The sequence below is a fragment of the Photobacterium rosenbergii genome, from assembly GCF_033022775.1.
GTDB classification, from domain to species: Bacteria; Pseudomonadota; Gammaproteobacteria; order Enterobacterales; family Vibrionaceae; genus Photobacterium; species Photobacterium rosenbergii_A.
The window spans coordinates 550,701-573,177 of sequence record NZ_JAWJZI010000003.1 but is presented as its reverse complement, the minus strand read 5'-3'; the positions used below and the strand labels follow the sequence as shown (position 1 = coordinate 573,177).

The window sequence follows — 22,477 nt, the reverse complement described above, 5'->3', positions numbered from 1 at the left end:
AAAGCCCGCTTGTAGTTCAAGTGGGTTTTTTTATGTCAAAAGTAGGGATTTTTAGGTCGAATTATTTAACTAGATTTTTTTGGACTGCTTTTGATCATCGAAAAAGATGTTGAAAAATTTAGTTGGCAAATGAAACGATTGGCTGTTGGTGTTGGGTGTGGTTTTTGGCTGTTTGGTGCGGTTTGTTAATTAATGCTCGATAAAAAACTATTTTGCTGTACAATCCTGAGCGCGCTCAGCAAGCTGGGCTAGTTTGACCTTATAACTAAGCAGGAGATGCCATGTTAGATCCAAAAGTAATTGTCGCTCTCGACTACCCAAGCCAAGACGAAGCGTTAGCCTTTGTTGACCGGATTGAACCGGGAAGTTGCCGATTGAAAGTTGGCAAAGAGATGTTTACTTTTTTTGGCCCTGACTTTGTGCGTAAACTGCATGAGCGGGGCCATTCTGTATTTCTCGATTTGAAATTCCACGATATTCCGAACACTTGCTCACGCGCTGTGGCGGCAGCTGCAGATCTGGGTGTGTGGATGGTGAATGTCCACGCCAGCGGTGGCGAGCGTATGATGACGGCGTCTCGTGAAATCCTTGAGCCGTTTGGCAAAGACCGCCCGCTGCTTATCGGTGTGACTGTCTTGACCAGTATGGAAGCTGCAGACCTTCAGGGGATTGGCATTACGGCTGAGCCGAAAGATCACGTTTTGAACCTGGCACGCCTGACCAAAAACAGTGGCCTTGATGGGGTGGTGTGCTCGGCACACGAGTCGACTATGCTGAAGACTGAGCTGGGCAGTGAGTTCAAGCTGGTTACTCCAGGTATTCGTCCTGCAGGCAGCGCTGCAGGTGACCAACGTCGAGTAATGACCCCTGTTGAAGCCGTTCAGGCTGGCTCTGATTACTTGGTGATCGGCCGACCTATCACTAAAGCGGCTGATCCGGCAGCGGTACTGGCAGAAATCAACAAGACGCTAGCGTAAGCACCTGCTAACAAATATCCGAGAAGACAGGTCCTCATCGAGGGCCTGTTTTTTTATGTCAATCAAAAACGTGACAAACCAGGCAGTTACCTTTTACAGACAGACCTAAACTAAAAAGTGTGGGTCATTGAGGTCACTGACATGGACTCGGAGCTTGCGTTAACTTCCCCCTATATCCGGTTGGGCATCGCCTTGTTGCTTGGTGCTATCATTGGTATCCAACGAGGCTGGGTTGATCGAAACGAAGCGGCCGGGAGTCGTATCGCCGGGATCAGGACTTACTCGCTGGTCGGCCTGCTCGGTGGAGTTTGCGGCCTGCTGGCCGAGATGTTTTCTGAGCTTTTTTTGGGCTTATCGTTTGTTGCCCTGACGATAGTACTGACTGTCGCCTACTCGCAACGGCTCAAATGGCAAACCAACCTCAGTATCACTGGCTTGGTGGGCACCTTAATTACCTTCCTCCTCGGCGCGTTGGCGATTGTTGGGGAGCCTGCGCTGGCGATCTCTGCTGCGGTGATCACCGCCATTATCCTCGACAACAAACAAGAGCTGCACAATGCACTGCAACGATTGCAGGAGTATGAGCTTGATGCAGCGCTTCGTTTACTACTGATCTCTGTGGTAATGCTGCCGCTGTTACCCAATGAGTCAATGGGGCCATGGGGAGCGATAAACCCCTATGAGATTTGGTGGATGGTGGTGTTGATTGCTGGGATCTCTTTTGTCGGCTACTTCGCCATGAAAATCGGTGGTGCACAAAAGGGGATCCTGCTGACATGCCTATTCGCGGGGCTTAGCTCATCGACAGCACTGACTTTGCAATTCTCCCATCTGTCAAAACAGCAGCCCCAGCTCAATGGGTTGCTGGCGAGTGGCATCTTGCTCAGCTGCGGTACCATGTTTCCCCGTATCTTGTTCGTCTGCTCGGTGGTTAACCGGCAACTGATTGAGTTGCTTTGGCTACCTATGCTACTGATGATGCTAGGCTTCTATCTTCCAGCCTGGTGGATATGGCAGCGTAACAAGGGCGAGGGCCAGACTAGCCCTGAAATGAAGCAAAATCCGTTGGCACTGACGTCCGCCCTCGGATTCGGCTTGATTTTGATGTTGATTATTCTGCTGGCCAATGGCCTTCAGGAGTGGTTTGGTGATACCGGTACGCTTGCGCTGGCTGCGATTTCGGGGATCACCGATGTTGATGCCATCACCCTGGCTCTTGGAAGACAAAGTGCCGGTGGCGAGATGCTTGCCCTTGCTGCGATGGGGATCTTTATTGCCGCAGCCATTAACAGCTTGGTGAAAATGGGGATGGCTTGGTTCATCGGTGAGCAGGGCATGCGCAAATATGTTGCCTTGCCCGTTATTGGAGCGGTGTTGCTGGGTGGCCTGGCAGTGGTTCTGGTTTGAGTAACTAGATAACATAAACGGGCATGTAGCCCGTTTAGTTATGTTTCCTGCTTTGTTAGCACTCGATTTTTGGCGTTGCCCGGCTGATCCGGTTGCTTCGGTCATGGGACGGTGCTGAGAAATGGCTATCAAGCAGCTTTTGGGTTAACGCGTGTTGCGGGCTGCTGAACACCTCATCCGTTTTACCTTGCTCAACAATTTCGCCATGCTGCATCACAATGATTTTATCCGAGAAGTGCTTGATCACACCCATATGCTGGGACACATAGATGTAAGACAGGCCCATCTCTTCCTGAAGCTCTAGCAACAGGTTAAGGATTTGCGAGCGCATCGACATGTCCAGCCCGTTCAGTGCTTCGTCGGCAACAATGATACAAGGTTGAAGGATAAGTGCACGGGCGAGCGAGACACGTTGCTTCTGACCGGTAGCCAGCATTTGCGGATAGAAATACGCATGCTCCGGCAGCAAACCGACTCGTTTTAGCGTTTCCATGATCCGGCGCTCACGGGCTTGCGGTGTCATGTTGGTATTTCGCTTCAGTGGTCCCTCGAGGATCTTGCCGATTTGGATCCGCGGATTGAGCGAGGTGTTGGGATCCTGGAAGATCATCCTGATCAGCTTGCAGCGGGTCTGGTAATCCCGGTGAGCCAACGGCTCGCCGTTCACCCGGATCACGCCTTCGGTCGGCTCAACCACCCCAGCAAGCATTCGTGCCAGGGTTGATTTACCCGAGCCGTTTTCACCCATAAAGGCAATAGTTTCGCCTGCCTCTAAGTTGAATGAGACCGGTTTTACGGCCTCAATAGTTCGGCGGCGGAATAGTCCTGAGCGGTAGTGGTAGTCTTTCTTCAGGTTCTCGACTTCAAGTAACGCACTCATTTGGTATTGCTCTCCATGTTCAGCGGGAAGTGGCAGCTGAACTTGTGATTCTTGATCTTTCTGCGTTTCGGTACTTCGACACATTTACGCTGGGCGTGCGGGCAGCGAGGCCCCAGCCGGCAACCGATTGGCAAATGCTGCAGTGGCGGGATTGAACCCGGCAGAGTTTCCAGTTTGCTCTTGTGAGCAAGCTTGTCGAGGTTGAAGTCAGGCATGGCCCGTAGCAGTGCTTCGGTGTACGGGTGGTGCGGTGACTCCAGTAGCTGCTGGCGATTCGCTGACTCAACCGACTGTCCGCAGTACATCACGGTGATCCTGTCAGCCCACTGGGTCACGGTAGTCAGATCGTGACTGACCAACAAAATCGTAGTATTGCCAAGCTGGTTCATCCGGCTGAGCAAGCGGAAAATCTGCGCCTGGGTGATAGGATCAAGGTCATTGGTCGGCTCATCGGCGATCAGCAGGCGCGGGCGGTTGGCAATGGCCATGGCAATCATGACCTTCTGGCATTCACCGTCGGTTAGCTCGTAGGGGTAACTGCGCATCACGCGGCGGTGATCTTTGATCCCGACTTTGTGCAGCAGGGCAATCGCCTGCTTCTGGCGCCACTGAAAGCGCTGCCAGAAATAACCGTCGAATGATGACGACGGGATCGCCTCTTCCAACTGCTCACCGACTTTTTCAGACGGATCAAGACAGGAGGACGGCTCCTGGAAAATCATCGCAATCTCGCGCCCGACTACGCGGCGGCGTTCACGCGGTGACAGGGTCAAAAGATCGATGTCCCCCAGGCGGAGGCGGTCGGCAGTCACACGCCAGTTGCTCTTGGTCACTCCGGCAATGGCTTTGGCGACCAAGCTCTTACCTGAACCGGATTCGCCCACCAGACCACGGATCTCACCTTCGTTAATCGTCAGGCTCATGCGGTCTACCGCTTTCACCATGCCCTGTGGTGTATCGATTTCAATAGTCAGGTTACGAATATCTAATAGTGGCATCAGTCAATCCCCGCGTTAATGGCTTGGCGGAGTCCTTCTCCTACTAAGTTTACTACCAATACACTGAACGTAATGGCCAGTCCGGGTAAGGTGACGGTCCATGGTGCAAGGTAAATCAGTTCAATGGAGTCGCCTAGCATCGCACCCCATTCCGGCATCGGGGCTTGGGCACCAAGACCAAGGAAGCCCAGTGCGGCAATATCGAGGATGGCGATGGAAATCGCCCGGGTGAACTCATTGGTCAGCACGGTCAGGATATTGGGTAAAATAGAGTTGTACAGCAGGTAGAAATCGTTGGCGCCATCTAGGCGGGCGGCCATGATGTAGTCTTTTTCTACCTCGTTGTGTACTGCCGTGTAGACCGCACGGATGAATCGTGGGATCAACGCTAACCAGATAGCAAGCAAGATATTGGTCTCACCCGGTCCCATGTACGCGACAACAATAATGGCCAGCAGTAGGGAAGGAATAGACAGCACGGTATCAAGCACGTGGTTGAGGAAACTAGACTTCAACCCTCGGGTCATACCAGCCAAAACACCGATCAGGATACCGATGGCAGCCGATGCCAACGCTACCAAAACCGCATAACCAAACGTCAGGCGCGAGCCGAGCAGCAAGCGGCTGAGCATATCGCGGCCGAGATCGTCGGTACCGAAGAAGTATTCGACTTTACCTGCGGTATCCCATGACGGTGGCATCAGGAGTTCGCCGACCTGGCTGAACGAATCATAAGGTGTCAGCCAAGGGGCCAGTAGCGTGATCAGGGTGAGTAGCACCAAACACCACAGGCCAAACATTGCCAGGGAGTTGTTTCTGAAATTTTGCCAAGCTCGTTCGAGCTGGGTCGGGATCTTAGTCTCCTGATAGATGTTATTTGATAGCATACCATTCCTTCCGAACCAGTGGATTGACAAAGGCACCGGTCAAGTCAGACAGGATGTTGGCAATCAGAATAAAGCTACCGACGGTGATCACACCGGCTTGGATAGCGACATAGTTCTGGGTTGAGATGGCATCGAGCAACCAGCGGCCGATCCCCGGCCAGTTGAAAATAGATTCAGTCAGCATGGCGAAGGTCATCATGGTCGAAAATTGCATACCCAGTTTCGGGATAATCGGCGGAATGGCGTTTCTCAGTACATGGCGGGTGATGATTTCAAACATCGACAGGCCTTTGGTTTGCGCCACCTTGATAAAGTTCTGCTCCATGACGTCCGATACCGAGGCTCGGGTCAGGCGGATCACTTCGGTGGTCGGTGCCATTGCCAGTACCACGGTTGGCAACACGAGGTGTCTGATGGTGTCCATCAAGGCTTGGGCACGATACGGCTTGTCAGACAGCATCACATCGATAAGTGCTACACCGGTGACGTGGTCAATTTCATACAGCAGGCTGTAGCGACCAGATACAGGTAGCCAGCCTAGCTCCAACGAGAACAGCATGATCAGCAGCATTGCGAGCCAGAACAGCGGGATAGAGTAGCCGACCAGAGTAATCGATGAGATGGCGGTATCAATGTACTTACCGCGCTTGACACCGGCAAGGGTACCAACAGGGATACCTATGATCAGTGATAGCGCAAAGGCGAAGAAGCTCAGTTCAAGGGTGGCCGGAAAGACTGCCATGACCTCGTTGACGATAGGGTCGCCCTGAAGGTTCAGCCCCAAGTGACCTGACATCAGGTTGTCGAGGTAGATTGCCCAACCGGAGAAAAAGGGTTGGGTGCTCCAGAGTGACGCACTATCGAGGCGCAAGATACTATAGCCGATCAAGGTTAAGATCAGCAGGGTGATCAGGAAAAGGTTTAGCCTACGGATGGTATAGATAAACATATTAGATCTCGCTCCGGCGGAAGACTGTCGAGAAGGAGCGGGTGCCAAATGGACTCATCTGCAATCCCTCAAGGGAGCGGTGATGAACCTGGAAGTGGACGCCATGGGCCAGCGGGACAATCGGGACCTCGGTGTCCAAGATATCTTGGGCAAGGTGGTAGTAATTGAGGCGCTGGTTAAGTTTCGGGGTACGAGAGGCCAGCTCCAGCAGGTTATCAAAACTGAGGTTGCACCAGTTCGCCACATTCAGGCCGGCTTGCTTGGCATCGCAAGAGAGCAGCGGGCGTAGGAAGTTATCCGGATCGCCGTTGTCTGCTACCCAACCGGTCAGGATCAGATCACTGTTGAATTTGTCGATGGCACTGAAACGATTGACCGTATCTTGGATAATAATGTCAACCTTGACTCCGACTGCATTGAGATCTGCTTGGATTAACTCTGCGGTTTTTCTCGGGCTCGGGTTATACGGGCGAGGTTCAAGTGGTACCCATAGGGTTAGGCTGAGGTTCTTCTCAAAACCTGCTTCTTTGAGCAAGGTTCGGGCTTTAACCGGGTCATAGTCCAGTGCCTGGCTACCATGGTTATAAGCCCAGGACATCGGCGGCAGGATACTGCGGGCCTTGGTGCCTGTTCCGTAGTATACCGAATTGAGCAGGTTCTCACGGTTAATCGCATGGTTGATCGCCTTGCGGACCCGGACATCGCTGAGCTCTGGCTGGTTGTTATCCAGCGCCAAGAAAGCCACATTCATGCCGGTTTGGGCATTGAGGTTGAAGTCATCGTCCGCGCTGATGATAGGCAGTTGGCTGGCGACCGGCGATGACAATACATCACACTCATTGCTCAGCAATTTTGCCAGTGTTCCGGTACCGCGGCTGGCAATATCGAACACCACCTGCTCCATCGGCGCGGCACCCAGCCAGTAGCCTTCATGGCGGTTGAGGCGGACAAAGTCATTGGCTTGGTAGCTGTCGAGGTAAAACGGTCCGGTACCGACCGGGAGAGAGTCCAGCCGATCGGGTTTGCCGGCTCGAAGGATCTGCTCGGCGTATTCCTGCGAGTGGATCACGGCATAGGTTGTCGCTAAGTTGGACAAAAAGGCGTTGTCAGGTCGGCTGAGGGTAAATCTTACTGTAAGCGGGTCAACCACTTCGATATCTTCAATCAGGTTGGCAAACCCCTGGCTGTCAAACCACGGGTAGCGACCGCCGGAGACTGAATGAAAAGGGTGATCAGGCTTGATGACTCGCTTAAAGCTAAACACGACATCCTGAGCATTGAACTGGCGCGTCGGTGTAAACCAATCGGTCGTCTGAAACTCGATACCTTCTCGCAGGGTAAAGGTATACACCAGGCCGTCGTCGCTGATAGTCCAGCCAATGGCCAGTGAGGGCAGGGGTTGATGGCTGACAGGATCAAGCAGTAACAGGCGATCGAAGAGTTGCGCAGCCAAGGTATCAGCCGTCAATCCACCGTCGATTAACTGTGGATTAAAGGTGGTTGGCTTATCTTGTCCGCAATAGACGAAGCCGCGGCTGCGAATATCGCTATCCTGCTGCGGGTCATCACTACAGCCAATCAGGCTGGCAAGGCTGACGCACACAAGCAAAAGACGAGTATAGGCGCTCATAGGATAAGGAAATTTTTTGGAAACAAGATTATAAATTTACCATTAACCCACTCTGTCACCAAGCCACCTCGCTAAAATACCTGTTATTTCTGGGTTCTTTATGGCCAGAAAGTGTGCAAATTGTGCTTCTATGCCAGACGGCATATCTCGCAGCCCTATCAACAATAGTGTTTGCGTGGGGCTTACTCGTTACCAACCAGTTGGTATTTGCGCAGCAGCCCCCTCAGTTGATGGTAGCTCAAGCTGAGTAATTCAGCGGCCTTGCGTTGATTAAACTGTGCCTGTTCAAGAGCCTGCTTCAATATGGCAACCTCCTGATCTTGTTGCCACTGGCGGAAATCGAGGGGGAATGTCCAGTCTGCGCTGCTTGCCTTGTTTGATGCCCCAGCTGCTGACTGGCCAAGAGATGTGCTGTTTGGCTCATCTTCTTGTGCCCAAGGCGGCCGGAACGGGTCGATGATAATGGTATCGACCGGCTCATCTTCCAGGCTATGGCGAAACACCGAGCGCTCCACCACATTTTTCAACTCACGGATATTGCCCGGCCACGGGTAGCCCTGCAGTTGCTGTTGAGCATGCTGGCTGAAACCGGCAAAAAAGCTGAAGTTGAGCTCGCGGCACATCTTCACCGCGTAGTATTCAGCCAGTGGCAGGATGTCTTCCTGACGCTCACGGAGGGGAGGCAGGTGGATGATGTCGAAGGCCAGGCGGTCGAGTAAGTCCGAGCGGAATTTTCCGTCAGCAGCCAGTTGCGGCAGGTTTTCGTTCGTCGCGCAGATCAAGCGGACATTGGCTTGGCAGGTTTTGCTGCCGCCGACACGCTCGTATTCACCGTATTCAATCACCCTCAGCAGTTTCTCTTGCACGCCCATCGGCGCTGTCGCCAACTCATCGAGAAATAAAGTGCCGTTCTCTGCCCGTTCGAAACGTCCTTGGTGGCGGCCTTTCGCACCGGTAAATGAGCCTGCTTCATGGCCGAACAGTTCGGAATCAATTACGCCTTCACTTAATGCCGCGCAGTTAAGCGAAACCAGTGGTTGGTCCCAGCGGCGGGACAGATAATGCAGGCGTTGGGCAATCAGCTCTTTACCGGTTCCCCGCTCGCCGATGATCAGGATTGGACGATCCAGTGGGGCAAGACGGGAAGTTTGATCCAGAACCGTGAGAAAAGCCTCTGACTCGCCGATCAGGTTATCTGTTTTGCGCATGGTTAATCTCGCTAATAGTTGGCGTAATTAGTTACACCTTAGCAGGCGGGCCGTCGAGGTGCAAAGGTAACTCTATGATCTATAACAGACAAAAAGTTGGCATGCTTGTTGATATATGAAGAACATGGCCCTTGGAAGAGCAGATCCTAGTTCCTGGAAGGAGCGGGAGAGCTAAATCTGATAGAGCAAGAGCTGACACTAGTTTTTGGCCAGCCAAGCTGGCTGCAGGACCCAGGACCCAGGACCCAGGACCCAGGACCCAGGACCACAGGACCACGGGACCACGGGACCATATTTATTTTAGGAGATAATTATTATGGGCATTTTTTCACGCTTTGCCGACATTGTTAACGCCAACGTCAATTCCTTGCTGGATAAGGCTGAAGACCCTCAGAAAATGATCCGCCTTATCATCCAGGAGATGGAAGACACACTGGTAGAAGTTCGTACTTCTTCAGCACGTGCTTTGGCTGACAAGAAAGAATTACAGCGCCGTATTCAGGCTATCGAATCACAAAGCCGTGATTGGCAGGAAAAAGCCACTCTGGCGATTCAGAAAGGTCGTGAAGATCTTGCTCGTGCCGCTTTGATTGAAAAGCAGAAGCTGAACGATGTTGCGCTGACTTTGCACGAAGAATATAAGCTGGTGGAAGAAACCATCGAAAAGTTGGCGGCAGAAGTGGCTGAGCTAGAACGTAAGCTGCAGGAAACCCGAGCCCGCCAGCAGGCGTTGGTGATGCGTCACAAAGCTGCTGACACCCGCCGTGATGTGCGTCGCCAGCTGGACACTGGCAAGGTAGATGAAGCGCTATCAAAATTCGAGCAGTACGAGCGTCGTATCGATGAGATGGAAGCGGAAGCTGATAGCTACAGCATCGGTCGCGGCAAGAACCTGCAAGACGAGTTTGCCGATCTGCAAGCGCAAGACGAAATCGAAAAAGAGCTCGAGCGCATGAAAGCCAACCTCAAGGACAAAGAGTAATTCACCTTGATGGATGTTGGTTGTTATGATGGCTGCGGCTATTGTGACAATCTAATGAATTGAATCTGCGCGAATAAAAGGAGAAAAATAATGTCTATGGGGTTTATTGTTGGGCCGTTAGTCGTATTCATGATCTTTGTTGCCCCGCTGTGGTTGATCCTCCACTATCGTAGCAAGAAGCACGCAAGTGAAGGCCTGTCTGGTGATGACCAGCAGAAACTGCAGGAGCTGGTGGCTCGCGCAGAGCAGATGCAAGAGCGGATTGTGACTTTGGAGCGGATTCTGGATGCGGAAGTGCCGCAGTGGAGGCGCAAATCATGAATAAGACCCTCTATCGCGATCCGAAAAACGGCAAGCTAGGTGGCGTTTGTGCTGGTATTGCCGAATACTTTGGTATGGAAATCTGGTTGGTGAGGATCCTCACTGTGTCAGCATTTTTACTTGGGGTGGGATTCTTTGTCACCCTGGCCTACATCGCAGCCTGTTTCATCCTTGAGAAGATGCCGGAAGAACGGAGTCAGCAGCAGACCATCTTCCGCGAGCATCAGGTCAAGCAAAAACCTTGGCAAGCGGGAAGGCCGGCAGGTCAGATCCTTCATAATGTCGAAACCGAACTCGACAAAATGGAGCAGGATTTGCGGGATATGGAGGCCTATGTGACCTCTTCGGCTTTCAAGGTCGATCGCGAATTCCGCAACTTATAGCCGTCATTGAAGCAGTTAAAGCAGGCAATCGCCTGCTTTTCTTTTTCCGGCAAGGAACATCGTCTGTTCCCTGTAGACAAAGAGTTTGTACTAGGTGAGCGTGATGGTTCATCAAGGGTTAATAACGGCCGGCGTATAGTTTGGTTGTAAGCTGTTTCGTGCTGTGAGTGATTTTTTTCAGGAAAGTGTATGAATCGATTTAGCAATGAGTTGAACAAACTGGTGAACCGGAGTTTAGACCGCCATGTCCGACTGGCGGTGACGGGACTGTCCCGGGCGGGTAAGACTGCTTTCATTACTTCACTGGTCAATCAGCTTATGCATGTGAGCACCAATCCAAGGTTGCCACTTTTCACCGCTGTCAGGGATGGTCAGCTATTGGGCGCCAAGCGGGTGCCTCAAATTGATATGCATGTGCCGAAGTTTGCCTATGAAGAGGGCATGGGCGCTTTGCTATCGGCACCGCCAAGCTGGCCCGAGCCGACCCGGGATGTTGGGCAGACCCGCTTGGCCCTGCGCTACAAGCCGCAGCGTGGGCCGATGAAGCTGTTGCAGGATACCGCTACCTTGTATCTGGATATTGTTGACTACCCTGGTGAGTGGCTGTTGGATTTGCCGCTGCTGGAGCTTGATTTCATGGCGTGGTCGCGCCAGCAAGCCCAGATCTTGAAAGGCAAGCGTGCAGAGCTGGCAGCAGACTGGTTGGCGATGGCCGAGGGGTTTGATCCCCTGGCTCCGGCGGATGAGTCAATGATTGAGTATATTTCGGCGCGATTTACCCAATACTTGTACAAATGCAAAGCCGAGGGCGGCCTGCACTGGGTTCAGCCTGGGCGCTTTGTATTGCCGGGCGAACTGGCTGGTGCGCCGGTACTGCAGTTCTTCCCTATGGTCTGGTTGGAGAAAATCACTGAACAGCAGTGGAATGATGCCAGTGACGAAACCAACCTGGGCATGCTCAAGAGCCGCTACCGTTATTACCAGCAGCACGTGGTGAAGGCCTTCTACAAAGAGCATTTTTCTAAGTTTGACCGCCAGATCATCCTGGTTGACTGCTTGCAGCCGCTCAATGCCGGGCCTGAGTCTTTCAATGATATGCGTCAGGCTCTGGATCAGTTAATGCAAAGCTTCCGTTACGGCCGCAGCTCGATGTTAAAGCGTTTGTTCTCGCCACGAATAGATAAGGTGCTGTTTGCCGCGACCAAGGCTGATCATGTTACGCCGGAGCAGCATCCTAACTTGGTTAGCTTGCTTCAGCAGATGGTGAACGAAGCATGGCAGACGGCTTCATTTGAAGGGATCAAGATGGACTGCGTCAGCCTGTCGTCGATCCAGGCGACCGAGCCGGGCTTTGTTGACTACCACGGCCGTCAGGTTCCCGCGTTGAGAGGACACCAGCTCGATGGGCAGGCCAAGACATTGTTCCCTGGTGAAGTGCCGCGCCGATTGCCGAATGATGCTTTTTGGCAGCAGTCAGGCTTTGATTTTATTAATTTCCGTCCGCTTGAAATGCAAAGCGACGAGCCCTTGCCGCATATCCGAATGGATAAGGCGATGGAGTATCTGCTAGGGGACAAGTTGCAATGAGTGAGCCGCTGAAAAGTAAAATTGTGTTTGATGAACCGGTCAACCCCGAGCCGGCTGCCGCTGAGGTCGAGTTGGCCTCTCAGCTCCAGTTTGCCGAGCAGGAAAAGAGCTTCTTGCCAGAAGCAACAGATAGCGGCCAAGCCGATGTCGAAGTTGAACTCGGTAGGGCTTTGCGTGGCAAGCCCAAACGCCGCTCAGGTTGGCTAAAGGGGCTGATGGTCGCAGGTGCTGCAATGGTGGGCTGGCAGACGGTAGATTACGTTGTGACGGCCTATCAGGGCGGGGATTGGCTGGCCCTTGGTTGGAGTGTGATTGTTGCCGGTATTGCTGGCACCGGGATTATCGCGTTGGGTCGTGAGCTACTTAGCCTCCGCCGCTTAAAGCAGCGTCAGGGTGAGCGCGAGCAGGCGCAGGCATTGCTCGAAGCCGACGGTATCGGCCAGGCCAAGGCGTTTTGTACCAAGCTGGCGAAACAGGGCAAGATCATGGAGGAGCATGCTGGCTATGACAAATGGCTCAGCTCTTTGGCGGCCACCCATAATGACCGTGAAGTGATGCAACTATACGACCGTATGGTATTGGGCCAGCAAGATAAGCTTGCACGTAAATTGGTGGCGAAGTACGCCAGCGAAGCCGCTGTGATGGTCGCGGTCAGCCCACTTGCTTTGGCCGATATGTTGCTGGTGGCATGGCGAAACTTCCGCTTGATTGACCAGATCTCCAAAGTGTATGGCGTTGAGCTGGGCTATTGGTCGCGGATCAAATTGGTGAAACTGGTGTTGGCCAACATGGCTGTAGCCGGTGCCAGTGAGGTGATTGCCGATAGCGGAATGGATATGCTGTCGATGGACTTGGCGGGAAGAATGTCTACCCGGGTTGCGCAAGGTGTCGGGGTGGGTTTGTTGACTGGCCGTTTGGGGCTCAAGGCGATCAGCCTGATGCGCCCAATGCCGTGGCAGCCTGAGCAGCAACCTAAACTGAGTGAAATCCGCAAGGATCTGCTGAGCAGGTTGACCCATAAGGAACGCCAAGACTAAGACCAAGATAAAACATGAAGGCCCATTACGGGCCTTTATTTTTCTGGCGATGGATTGATAGTGCGCAACCTCTCAGGTACGGACGTCAATGACTTGACTCCACTACGGGTAAAGCGCAAACTTCTTGTGTCAACAATTCCTGACACCTTGGAAGATAATAAATATGAGGCTACAAGTCTTTTGTGAAGACCGACTTGGCATGACCCGAGAGTTGCTGGATATCCTTGCGAGCCGGCAAATTGACTTGCGGGGCATTGAAATTGACCGGGTTGGGATTATTTACCTGAATTGCCCTGAAATTGAATTCGAGCAGTTCAGCCAGTTGATGTCGCAGATCCGCCAATTGGACGGGGTAACAGATGTCAGAAAGATCCAGTTCATGCCGAGTGAGCGTGAACACAAAGAACTAAAAGCATTGCTGGAAGCCTTACCTGATCCGTTTTTCTCTGTTAGCTTGCAAGGCAAGATTGACCTCGCCAATGATGCTGCAGAGGTACTGCTTGGCAAAAGCCGAGAAGAGATTGTCGGTGAACATATTCAGACCTTTGTGGGTTTCAATATTCACAATTGGCTAGAGAAAGAGAAGGCGAGCCGTCGCAGTGAGCTGGTGGTGTTGTCCGGCCTTGATTACATGATGGAAATCATGCCGGTGTATGTCACCGACGAGACCGAGGAGCAGGTACTGGCCAGTGCGGTTATCTTACTGAAATCCCTATCGGAAGCCAAGATGCCATTGGCAATGCGCCAGCTTAGCGGCGACAACGGCTTCGAGCACCTCGTGGGCCAGTCATCTCGCTTCAAGCAGTTGGTTTCGCAGGCCAAGAAGCTGGCGATGCTGGATGCACCGCTGCTTATCCAGGGTGAAACCGGCACGGGTAAGGAAATGCTGGCGCGAGCCTGTCATCAACGCTCGCTGCGCCGCGATAATCCGTTCTTGCTAGTTAACTGTATGTCGATGCCGGACAACGCGGCAGAAACTGAACTGTTCGGTATGGCGGCAACAGCCACCGAGCCGGGTAAGAAAGGTATTTTCGAGCAGGCAGATGGCGGTATCGCCTTCCTGTACGAAGTCGGCGAGATGTCCGAGCATCTGCAAATCAAACTGCTTCGCTTCCTGCAGGATGGTACCTTCCGCCGTGTCGGCGAAGAGAAGGAAATGAAGGTCGATGTACGGGTAATTTGCTCGACCCAGAAGAAGTTACCTGAATTGGTCGCGACAGGGCAATTTCGGGAAGATCTCTACTACCGTCTCAATGTTCTGGCGTTGAACGTACCGCCGCTTCGCGAGCGAACCGCTGATATTGTGCCACTCGCCGATCTGTTCCTGAGCCAGTTTGCCCAGGAGTTGCAGCAGCCCAAGCCGTCTATCTCGCCAGAGGTCGCCCAGTATCTGAGTCAGTATGCGTGGCCGGGCAATATTCGCCAACTGCGCAATGTCCTGTTCCGCGCCATGACCCAGCTTGAGGGGACGGAAATCAGCGTGGATGATATTCAGTTGCCGGAAAACGAGTCGGCAACGGTGATCAGCGAGGAAACCTTGGATGGCTCGCTGGATGAAATCATGAAGCGCTATGAGTCGGGGATCCTCAACAGCCTCTACCGTAGCTATCCGTCGACCCGTAAGCTGGCGAAAAGGCTAGGTGTCTCGCACACCGCCGTTGCCAACAAGCTACGTGAGTATGGGATCGGAAAACATTAAGTTGTCGATTTAGTGATGGATATAACGCCTTAACGCAAACGCCCGGTGAACACCTCCGGGCGTTTTGTTTTCCGGCTTCAGGCAAGAGCGGCCATAGGCTAGTGGAAGAGCGAAGAAGCATGAATAAAGCAAAAGCAAGAGCTTGACACAAAGGGTTTTTTAACTCGAATCGCCTATCGCCTATCGCCTATCGCCTATCGCCTATCGCCTATCGCCTATCGCCTATCGCCTGTTTACTTCAACAACGTCAACTTCCCTTGCTCCAGCTCTCTTAGCTGGCAGATCAGGTCTTGGCCATAGCGGCAGCTTTGCTGCGCTTCGACTTCGGTGGCGACCCGGTGGCACGGGATGATAATCGGGATAGGGTTGACGTTTTTGGCCATGCCGATGGCGAGGACGGCAGTCGAATGCTCGATATGGGTGGCGATTTGTTGGTAAGAGCGATGGCTGTTGTAGGGGATTTCGCGAATGGCTTGCCACACTTGTTGCTGGAAGTCGGTACCGGGAGGTGCGAGGGGAATGGTGAATTGTTTTCTTTTTCCGTCGAGGTATTCAGCTAGCTGGATGATATAAGGAGCCATGAAGTCCGGGTCATGCTCCCAGTGGCTGTCGGGGGAAAATCCGCCACTGGCGATAGTGAGTTGTCGTAATCCCTGCTCGTCTGCTAATAAGTATATCTTTCCCAATACCGTATCAAGGTGGTCGTAATACATAATCATCACTGTGTTGGTTAGCGTCAAACGCGGCGCGGCTATCACAATGATAGCTCAAACATAGGGGCAAATCTTTGTCCTGAAATAAGTTTATCGTCCGGGTGTATTCATCGCTGATTGGCTGTGCTAACGTTTCTACATCGCATGTAGCATAAGGATGATGTGCTGTTGTTTCATTCTATTATCAGCCGGGCAACCTCAATCGATATTGGCGATGCGACTGTTCGGCTTATTACCACCAAAGATGTGGCGGCCATTACCGCATACTACCAACGTAACAGGGCATTCCTTCAGCCTTGGGAGCCGCTGCGTGAAGAAGCTTTTTTTACCGAAACCGGGTGGCATCGTCGCCTTGAGCAACTGATGCAGTTACACAAACATAAAATGGCTTACTACTTTGTGATCCAACAAAAAGGCAGCGACGAGATCTGCGGTGTGGTCAATTACAGTAACCTCGTACGGCATCCATTCCATGCTTGCCATGTTGGTTATTCGCTGGATCAGGATTGCCAGGGGCAGGGCTTAATGAGCAGATCGCTGGCTGCTGCCAACCGCTGGATGTTCGAGGATCAGAGTTTCCACCGCATTATGGCGGCTTATATGCCCCGCAATGCCAAGAGTGCTGCGGTGCTGAAAAAATGCGGTTTTGAGATTGAAGGAGAGGCGAAGGACTATTTGCTGATCAACGGTAAATGGGAAGACCATATCCTGACCGCTTGTATCAATGAAGATTGGACGATGCCGATTTGATCCCAAGCTATCGATGACTCATGTCGCAAACAAAAAACGAGAGCCAAGTGGCTCTCGTTTTGGTTATAGGCATATCCAATAAAGTAATGCTTAAATACGCTGCCAAAGCTCGGTGTAGCGACCATTTTGGCCCAGCAGGGCTTGGTGCTTGCCTTGCTCGATGATCTCGCCTTCATCCATCAAACAGATGTGATCCATTTGCTCTAGGCCAACCAGTCGGTGGGTAATGAACAGTACCGTCTTGTCTTTGGCGTGTTCCAGCAACAAGCTCATTATCTGCTGCTCGGTACGGCGATCAAGACCTTCGGTCGGCTCATCCATCAATAGGATTGGCGCATCATGCAGCAGCGCGCGGGCGATACCGATACGGCGGCGTTCACCACCCGAAATCTGGCGGCCACCTTCGCCAAGCCATGTATCCAAACCTTTGCCTTCCTGCAGGGCTCCAAGGCCTACTTTCTCAAGCACTTCGCAGAACTCTTCATCAGTTCCAGCTGGTTTGGCAAGCAGCAGGTTTTCTCGCAGCGAACCGTTGAAAACATCAACGCGCTGGCTGACGACAGTAATGGCTTGGCGCAAAGGAGCTTCCTGCCACTGTGGTAGCGAGACACCATCGAGGGTGATCTGCCCTTGCTGCGGATCCCAGTTACGGGTGATGAGCTGCAACAAGGTCGACTTACCACAGCCCGTTCTGCCAAGTAACGCAACCTTCTCACCAGCACCGATAGCCAAAGAGATATTCTTCAGTACCGGCTCATCGCTACCGTAGTAGGTGTAGCTGATGTTCTGGAGATCCAGCGCCCCTTTAACCTCGGCACTATGGCCGTTGGCATCAAACGGGGTATCTGGCGTTGCTTCAATGATTTCATTGAGGCGGCGGGCTGACGTCAGGGTTTGACCTAGGTACTGGAATGCGCCAGCGACAGGCATCATCAGCTCGAAGCTGGCCATGGTCGCGAAAGCCACCATAGCAACAAACGGATCCGGTGCTTGGCCGGCAATACCATCGGCAGCCATCCAGGTGATCAACACCAGAGTCCAACCGGTTGCCGCCATTAAGATGGCATTGGCAAGGCCGGTCAGGTTAGCCATCTTGCGCTGGGCATTCAGTAGTGATTGTTGCTCATCAAGGGCGGCTTGATAGTAACGGTCCTCGGCATTGAACAGTAATAGTTCGGCATTGCCCTGGATCCAATCGAGCATCTTCACCCGGTAGTTGGCCTTGGCCATAGTCAGGGTTTCACCGTTGGCTTTACCCAGGCGATAGAAGATGATCGGTAGGATCAACATCAGGGAAAGCAAAATGGCACCCAAAGTCAGGCCGATTGTTGGGTCGAACCAAGCCAAGAAACCGGTAATTGCCAACAGGCCAATAACGCCAATCAGTAATGGGCTGACAAGGCGCAGATAGACGTGGTCCATGGCATCAACATCAGCCACCAAGCGATTAAGCAGGTCAGCATCACGCAAGTTGGTCTGGCGACCCGGGATCAACGGTGTCAGCTTGCGGAAGAAGAACAAGCGTAAATCCGCCAGCAGCTTGAAGGTCGCATTGTGGCTGACCACACGCTCACCCCAGCGTCCTGCGGTTCGGGCAATTGAGAAGCCACGCACGCCAGCACCCGGCAACATGTAGTTGAAGGTTTCGCGGGCAATTGTCAGGCCAGCTACCGCAGAAGCGGCAATAAACCAGCCTGATAGGGTCAATAGGCTCATAGCAGCCAGTAGGGTACCTAGCCCCAGCAGCATACCCAGTGTTAGGCCAAACCAGTGTTTACGGTATAGCTTGAGATAAGGGATTAAATCACGCATCGAGATCCCTCTTGTCGGTATGGGCTAGCATATCAGCCAGCAGGCCTTGCTGGCGGATCTGTTCGAAAGGACCATTCTGGACCAACTTCCCATTTTCCATCACCAAGACACGGTCCATGGCGGCCAGTTGATCTAGGCGGTGGCTGACCATAAGGGTGGTTTGGCCATTAACCGCATTTTTCAAACTTTCTAGGACCAAATGTTCAGAGTTGGCATCAAGGCTGGCTGTTGGCTCATCCAGGATCCAGAAGGCGCCACTTTGCAGCATCGCACGGGCGACGGCGATACGCTGCGCCTGGCCAACAGACAGACCACCGGAACGGTCTCCAACCTGATGCTGGTAACCCTTCTCCAGACGCTGGATAAATTCATCAGCATAGGCTTGCTGCGAGACTTGCTTGATGTGCTCTTCGGTCGCCAATGGGTTGCCCAGGGTGATGTTGTCGCGGACGGTACCGTGCAACAATAGTGGATTTTGTCCCACCCAGCTGATGGCCTGGCGCCATTGGCTATGGTCAAGCTCGCTAAGCTCTGTGCCGTTGATTTTCAAACTGCCACGGTAAGGTAGGAAACCCAATAGGGCATTGAGCAGACTGGTTTTACCGGCACCGCTTGGGCCAACCAGTGCCACTTGCTCATGGGCATTGATAGTGAAGTTCAGTGGGCCTGCCAAGACTTGGCCTTGAGGACTCAGTACTTCCAGTTGCTCGGCACTGATGGAGATAGTCTCAGGCGAGTCGAGGTTGGTCTGGCCTTGGCTCATACCATCGGCTTCGCTATCGAGGAACTCAACAATGGACTCCGCCGCACCGATGGCTTGCGCTTTGGCATGATAAAAGGTGCCCAAATCGCGCAGCGGCTGGTAGAACTCCGGTGCCAGTACCAAGATGAACAGACCGGTAAACAGGCTGATAGGTACGCCGTAGTGGCCGAAATTCAGCTCACCTATGAATGAAAAACCAAAGTATACCGCCACGATTGCGACTGAGATTGCCGAGAAGAACTCCAATACTGCCGATGACAGGAAGGCCATCCGCAATACTTCCATTGTGCGCTTGCGCAGTACATGCGAAGCGGCGTGAAGGTTTTCGGCTTCAGCCTCGGCACGGTTGAACAAGCGCAGGGTCGACAGGCCTTGCAAGCGGTCATAGAAGTGACCAGACAGGCGTTGTAGCGCCTTGAAGTTACGGCGGTTGGCATCAGCAGCACCCAGGCCGACCAGTGCCATAAACATAGGAACCAGCGGTGCGGTGATGAGGAAGATCAGGCCTGCAGCCCAGTTCAGCGGGAAGACGGCAAACAGGATCACCAAGGGAACCAGTACCGCAATCGACATCTGTGGGATATAGCGGGAGAAGAAGTCTTGCATCTCTTCTACCTGCTCAAGCACCAGGCTGGCCCAGACGCCTGCAGGCTTGCCTTTGATATAGGCTGGGCCTAACTGTTGTAAGCGTTGAAGGATCAGCTGGCGGATATGTAGCCGGATTTGCTCGCCGCAGCGGTAGCCGAAAATCTCACGGCCCCAGCTACAGGCTGCACGCAGGCCGACGACGACGAACAGGCCGACGAAACTGGAAACCAGCTGGTATTTATCTGTGTGTTCAATAATGAGTTGGTGCAGGATATGAGCAAGCAAAGCCGCTTGGCCAACGAGTAGCAACCCCGACAAGAACCCCAGGCCGACACTGAGCATGAGCCAGCGCTTGGCAAGCTTACTCTGTGATTTCAACCATTTGGTTAAATCGCGTTGTAATTGTTTATCCATATTAAATTCTTGAGCCGCTAAGGGCAGCCGGCTTAAAGGTGAAGGCTAAAAAGGCCACCTTAAAAGGTGGCCATAAGTATTATTTTTGTTCTTCTAGCGCGTCAAGGAAGCGCTCGGCGTCAAGGGCTGCCATACAGCCTGTGCCTGCAGATGTAATGGCCTGACGGTAGGTATGATCCATAACATCACCCGCCGCGAAGATACCTTCGACGCTGGTTTGGGTGGCATTACCTTCGGTACCTGATTGTACTTTGATGTAGCCGTTGCTCATTTCAAGCTGGCCTTCAAAAATACCCGTGTTTGGCTGGTGGCCGATTGCGATGAATGCACCCATTACGTCCAGAGTCTCAGTCGCATCAGATTGGGTATCTTTGATGCGTACGGCTGTCACACCCATTTCGTCACCCAGTACCTCATCCAGAACGCGGTCTGTGTGCAGGATGATATTGCCGTTCTCTACCTTGTCCATCAGTCGCTTGATCAGGATCTTCTCTGAGCGGAAGGTATCACGACGGTGAATAAGGTGCACTTCCGAGGCGATGTTAGACAGGTAAAGCGCCTCTTCAACGGCAGTGTTACCCCCACCGACTACAGCGACTTTCTGGTTGCGGTAGAAGAAGCCGTCACAGGTTGCACAGGCTGATACGCCGCGACCCTTGAAGTTTTCTTCCGACTCCAAGCCGAGGTACTTGGCAGAAGCACCTGTAGAGATGATCAATGCATCACAGGTGTATTCGCCGCTGTCGCCTTTGAGACGGAAAGGACGCTGGCTAAAATCAGTTTCATTGATGTGATCAAAAATGATTTCGGTTTCGAATCGCTCAGCGTGTTCTTTCATGCGATCCATCAGCGCTGGGCCAGTTAGACCTTCGGCGTCACCCGGCCAGTTTTCAACTTCTGTGGTGGTGGTGAGCTGACCACCTTGCTGCATACCCGTGATCATTACCGGGTTTAGGTTGGCGCGTGCAGCATAAACTGCTGCCGTATAGCCAGCAGGACCAGAACCAAGGATGAGCAGTTTACAATGTCTTACGTTACCCATTACTTCTCCAGGCTGAATGAGATTTTTGATCTTGTGATGGGTGATTGTAGGTAAATTGAGGCGCTATGGAAAGAGGGGATTGTAGCGCGGCGATTTCCCTGTAAAGGCACGCTGCCGAGGTGGATTCCCAGCAGCGGTGATAATTTATTTAGATGTATTTGCTATAAGTGATAGCCAAAGGTTATATATAAATCATGTGCTAGTGCATGCTAATGGCGACAGTTGGATCGGTATAGTGCAAATCGAAGCTATCAGCGACCTCTTTGCAGGTCACTTTACCATATATCACATTCATACCTGCAAGGAATCCGGGGTCGTCCAATAACGCTTTTTTATATCCTAGGTTGGCCAGCTTAATCACATAGGGCAGGGTGGCATTATTAAGCGCAAAAGCCGATGTCCTCGCCACGGCTCCCGGCATGTTGGCAACACAATAATGCACCACATTATCAATGATATAAGTAGGCTCTGTATGGGTGGTAGGGCGTGAGGTTTCGAAGCACCCGCCTTGGTCTATCGCAACATCAACCAGTGCAGACCCTGGCTTCATCTTCTTGACGTGCTCTGCGGTGATCAGCTTGGGAGCGGCGGCCCCTGGGATCAGCACCGCGCCAATAATAATGTCGGCTTCAGGCACTAACTGGTCAATGATTTCAGAGGTTGAGTAAACTAGATTCACCGCCCCCTTGAACTCGCAATCCAGCGCTCTCAAGGTATCGACATTGCGGTCCAGCAGAGTGACATTGGCCCGCATCCCTACGGCCATCCTGGCGGCATTGGAGCCGACGACACCACCGCCTAATATAAGCACATTGGCTGGCTCGACACCGGGTACCCCACTCAGTAACAGACCCCGTCCGCCGTTAGAATTCTCTAGCGTTTGGGCACCTGCTTGGATAGACATTCTGCCAGCAACTTCAGACATCGGGGCTAGAAGCGGTAATTTGCCTGAGGAATCAGTGACGGTTTCGTAAGCAATACAGACAGCTTTGCTGTCAATCAGGTCTTTTGTTTGCGGAAAATCTGGTGCAAGATGGAGATAAGTGAATAAAATTTGCCCTTCACTTAGCATGGCTCTTTCTACTGCTTGAGGCTCTTTTACTTTGACAATCATCTCTGATCTGGTAAAAACTTCTTTAGCGTTAGAAATAATTGTAGCGCCAGCGTTCTCATAGTCTGAGTCTGACAGCCCGATCCCGACACTGGCTTGGGTCTCGACCAGGACTTGATGACCGAGTGATGTGAGCTCACGGACACTGCTGGTTACCAAGCCAACACGGTATTCGTGATTTTTGATTTCTTTGGGGACTCCAATAATCATGCTGCTCCTCCCTTGGCATCCAGTATGATTGGCTATTGACAAGGATGTAAATGCAGATCTAATGGCAGTATAGTTTGACTAGCAGAGTATTTGATTCTAAAAAATAGAAAGATGTAGTATATTTTTTTG

20 protein-coding genes are annotated in these 22,477 nt (G+C 52.4%); 9 read left to right on the top strand and 11 right to left on the bottom strand.

All coding sequences use genetic code 11. The annotated features are described in order from the left end of the window. The first annotated feature begins 281 nt into the window (after positions 1 to 281). Positions 282 to 977: an orotidine-5'-phosphate decarboxylase gene (gene pyrF / locus R2X38_RS10460; protein WP_317522158.1), complete on the top strand. Its 696-nt coding sequence runs from the start codon at positions 282 to 284 to the stop codon at positions 975 to 977. A gap of 141 nt (positions 978 to 1,118) precedes the next feature. Continuing rightward, entirely contained in the window at positions 1,119 to 2,384 is a 1,266-nt protein-coding gene (locus tag R2X38_RS10455) for an MgtC/SapB family protein (protein ID WP_317522157.1), read from the top strand. Between the two features lie 55 nt (positions 2,385 to 2,439). Here R2X38_RS10455 and R2X38_RS10450 read toward each other — a convergent pair whose 3' ends face one another. The 6 genes from R2X38_RS10450 to pspF all read right to left on the bottom strand — a co-directional run bounded on the left by R2X38_RS10450 (position 2,440) and on the right by pspF (position 8,936). Further along, the gene (locus R2X38_RS10450) at positions 2,440 to 3,264 is read right to left on the bottom strand and encodes an ATP-binding cassette domain-containing protein (protein WP_317522156.1); all 825 of its coding nucleotides are present in this window, start codon (positions 3,262 to 3,264) and stop codon (positions 2,440 to 2,442) included. Further along, positions 3,261 to 4,262 carry an oligopeptide/dipeptide ABC transporter ATP-binding protein gene (locus R2X38_RS10445; protein ID WP_317522155.1) on the bottom strand — a complete coding sequence of 334 codons (1,002 nt, stop codon included), beginning with the start codon at positions 4,260 to 4,262 and terminating at the stop codon, positions 3,261 to 3,263. The genes R2X38_RS10450 and R2X38_RS10445 overlap by 4 nt, the downstream gene beginning before the upstream one ends. After that, a complete protein-coding gene (gene sapC, locus R2X38_RS10440) occupies positions 4,262 to 5,149 on the bottom strand; it encodes a putrescine export ABC transporter permease SapC (protein ID WP_317522154.1) in 888 nt (295 codons plus the stop codon). The genes R2X38_RS10445 and sapC overlap by 1 nt, the downstream gene beginning before the upstream one ends. Continuing rightward, the gene (locus R2X38_RS10435) at positions 5,136 to 6,098 is read right to left on the bottom strand and encodes an ABC transporter permease (RefSeq protein ID WP_317522153.1); all 963 of its coding nucleotides are present in this window, start codon (positions 6,096 to 6,098) and stop codon (positions 5,136 to 5,138) included. Before R2X38_RS10435 ends, sapC begins: the two co-directional genes overlap by 14 nt. 1 nt (position 6,099) lies before the next feature. Beyond that, positions 6,100 to 7,728, bottom strand: a complete 1,629-nt coding sequence (sapA, locus tag R2X38_RS10430) for an ABC transporter substrate-binding protein SapA (RefSeq protein WP_317522152.1) — start codon at positions 7,726 to 7,728, stop codon at positions 6,100 to 6,102. A 182-nt stretch (positions 7,729 to 7,910) separates the two neighbouring features. Then, positions 7,911 to 8,936 carry a phage shock protein operon transcriptional activator gene (gene pspF, locus R2X38_RS10425; RefSeq protein WP_317522151.1) on the bottom strand — a complete coding sequence of 342 codons (1,026 nt, stop codon included), beginning with the start codon at positions 8,934 to 8,936 and terminating at the stop codon, positions 7,911 to 7,913. 316 nt (positions 8,937 to 9,252) lie between these two features. Between pspF and pspA the strand changes: the two genes are divergently transcribed. The 6 genes from pspA (at position 9,253) to tyrR (ending at position 14,945) form a co-directional block, all read left to right on the top strand. Beyond that, a complete protein-coding gene (pspA, locus tag R2X38_RS10420) occupies positions 9,253 to 9,918 on the top strand; it encodes a phage shock protein PspA (RefSeq protein WP_317522150.1) in 666 nt (221 codons plus the stop codon). A gap of 90 nt (positions 9,919 to 10,008) precedes the next feature. After that, the gene (pspB, locus tag R2X38_RS10415) at positions 10,009 to 10,239 is read left to right on the top strand and encodes an envelope stress response membrane protein PspB (protein WP_317522149.1); all 231 of its coding nucleotides are present in this window, start codon (positions 10,009 to 10,011) and stop codon (positions 10,237 to 10,239) included. Next, positions 10,236 to 10,622 (top strand): envelope stress response membrane protein PspC, encoded by a 387-nt coding sequence (gene pspC / locus R2X38_RS10410; protein ID WP_317522148.1) that lies wholly within the window; start codon positions 10,236 to 10,238, stop codon positions 10,620 to 10,622. Before pspB ends, pspC begins: the two co-directional genes overlap by 4 nt. A gap of 189 nt (positions 10,623 to 10,811) precedes the next feature. Continuing rightward, positions 10,812 to 12,209, top strand: a complete 1,398-nt coding sequence (locus R2X38_RS10405; protein WP_317522147.1) for a YcjX family protein — start codon at positions 10,812 to 10,814, stop codon at positions 12,207 to 12,209. Then, positions 12,206 to 13,246, top strand: coding sequence for a TIGR01620 family protein (locus tag R2X38_RS10400; RefSeq protein WP_317522146.1), 1,041 nt, complete (start codon positions 12,206 to 12,208; stop codon positions 13,244 to 13,246). The genes R2X38_RS10405 and R2X38_RS10400 overlap by 4 nt, the downstream gene beginning before the upstream one ends. 163 nt (positions 13,247 to 13,409) lie before the next feature. Then, the gene (tyrR, locus tag R2X38_RS10395) at positions 13,410 to 14,945 is read left to right on the top strand and encodes a transcriptional regulator TyrR (protein WP_317522145.1); all 1,536 of its coding nucleotides are present in this window, start codon (positions 13,410 to 13,412) and stop codon (positions 14,943 to 14,945) included. Between the two features lie 233 nt (positions 14,946 to 15,178). Here tyrR and R2X38_RS10390 read toward each other — a convergent pair whose 3' ends face one another. Next, on the bottom strand, positions 15,179 to 15,658 hold the full coding sequence (locus R2X38_RS10390) for a methylated-DNA--[protein]-cysteine S-methyltransferase (protein ID WP_317522144.1): 480 nt from the start codon (positions 15,656 to 15,658) through the stop codon (positions 15,179 to 15,181). Between the two features lie 168 nt (positions 15,659 to 15,826). Between R2X38_RS10390 and rimJ the strand changes: the two genes are divergently transcribed. Then, positions 15,827 to 16,408, top strand: coding sequence for a ribosomal protein S5-alanine N-acetyltransferase (gene rimJ, locus R2X38_RS10385; protein ID WP_317522143.1), 582 nt, complete (start codon positions 15,827 to 15,829; stop codon positions 16,406 to 16,408). Between the two features lie 90 nt (positions 16,409 to 16,498). Here rimJ and cydC read toward each other — a convergent pair whose 3' ends face one another. The 4 genes from cydC to ald form a co-directional block, all read right to left on the bottom strand. Then, positions 16,499 to 18,220, bottom strand: a complete 1,722-nt coding sequence (gene cydC, locus R2X38_RS10380; RefSeq protein WP_317522142.1) for a heme ABC transporter ATP-binding protein/permease CydC — start codon at positions 18,218 to 18,220, stop codon at positions 16,499 to 16,501. After that, positions 18,213 to 19,985, bottom strand: coding sequence for a heme ABC transporter permease/ATP-binding protein CydD (gene cydD / locus R2X38_RS10375; protein WP_317522141.1), 1,773 nt, complete (start codon positions 19,983 to 19,985; stop codon positions 18,213 to 18,215). The genes cydC and cydD overlap by 8 nt, the downstream gene beginning before the upstream one ends. Positions 19,986 to 20,064: 79 nt before the next feature. Continuing rightward, complete coding sequence (trxB, locus tag R2X38_RS10370) at positions 20,065 to 21,027, bottom strand: thioredoxin-disulfide reductase (protein WP_317522140.1); 963 nt, start codon at positions 21,025 to 21,027, stop codon at positions 20,065 to 20,067. Between the two features lie 199 nt (positions 21,028 to 21,226). Continuing rightward, entirely contained in the window at positions 21,227 to 22,348 is a 1,122-nt protein-coding gene (gene ald / locus R2X38_RS10365; RefSeq protein ID WP_317522139.1) for an alanine dehydrogenase, read from the bottom strand. Positions 22,349 to 22,477: the final 129 nt, after the last annotated feature.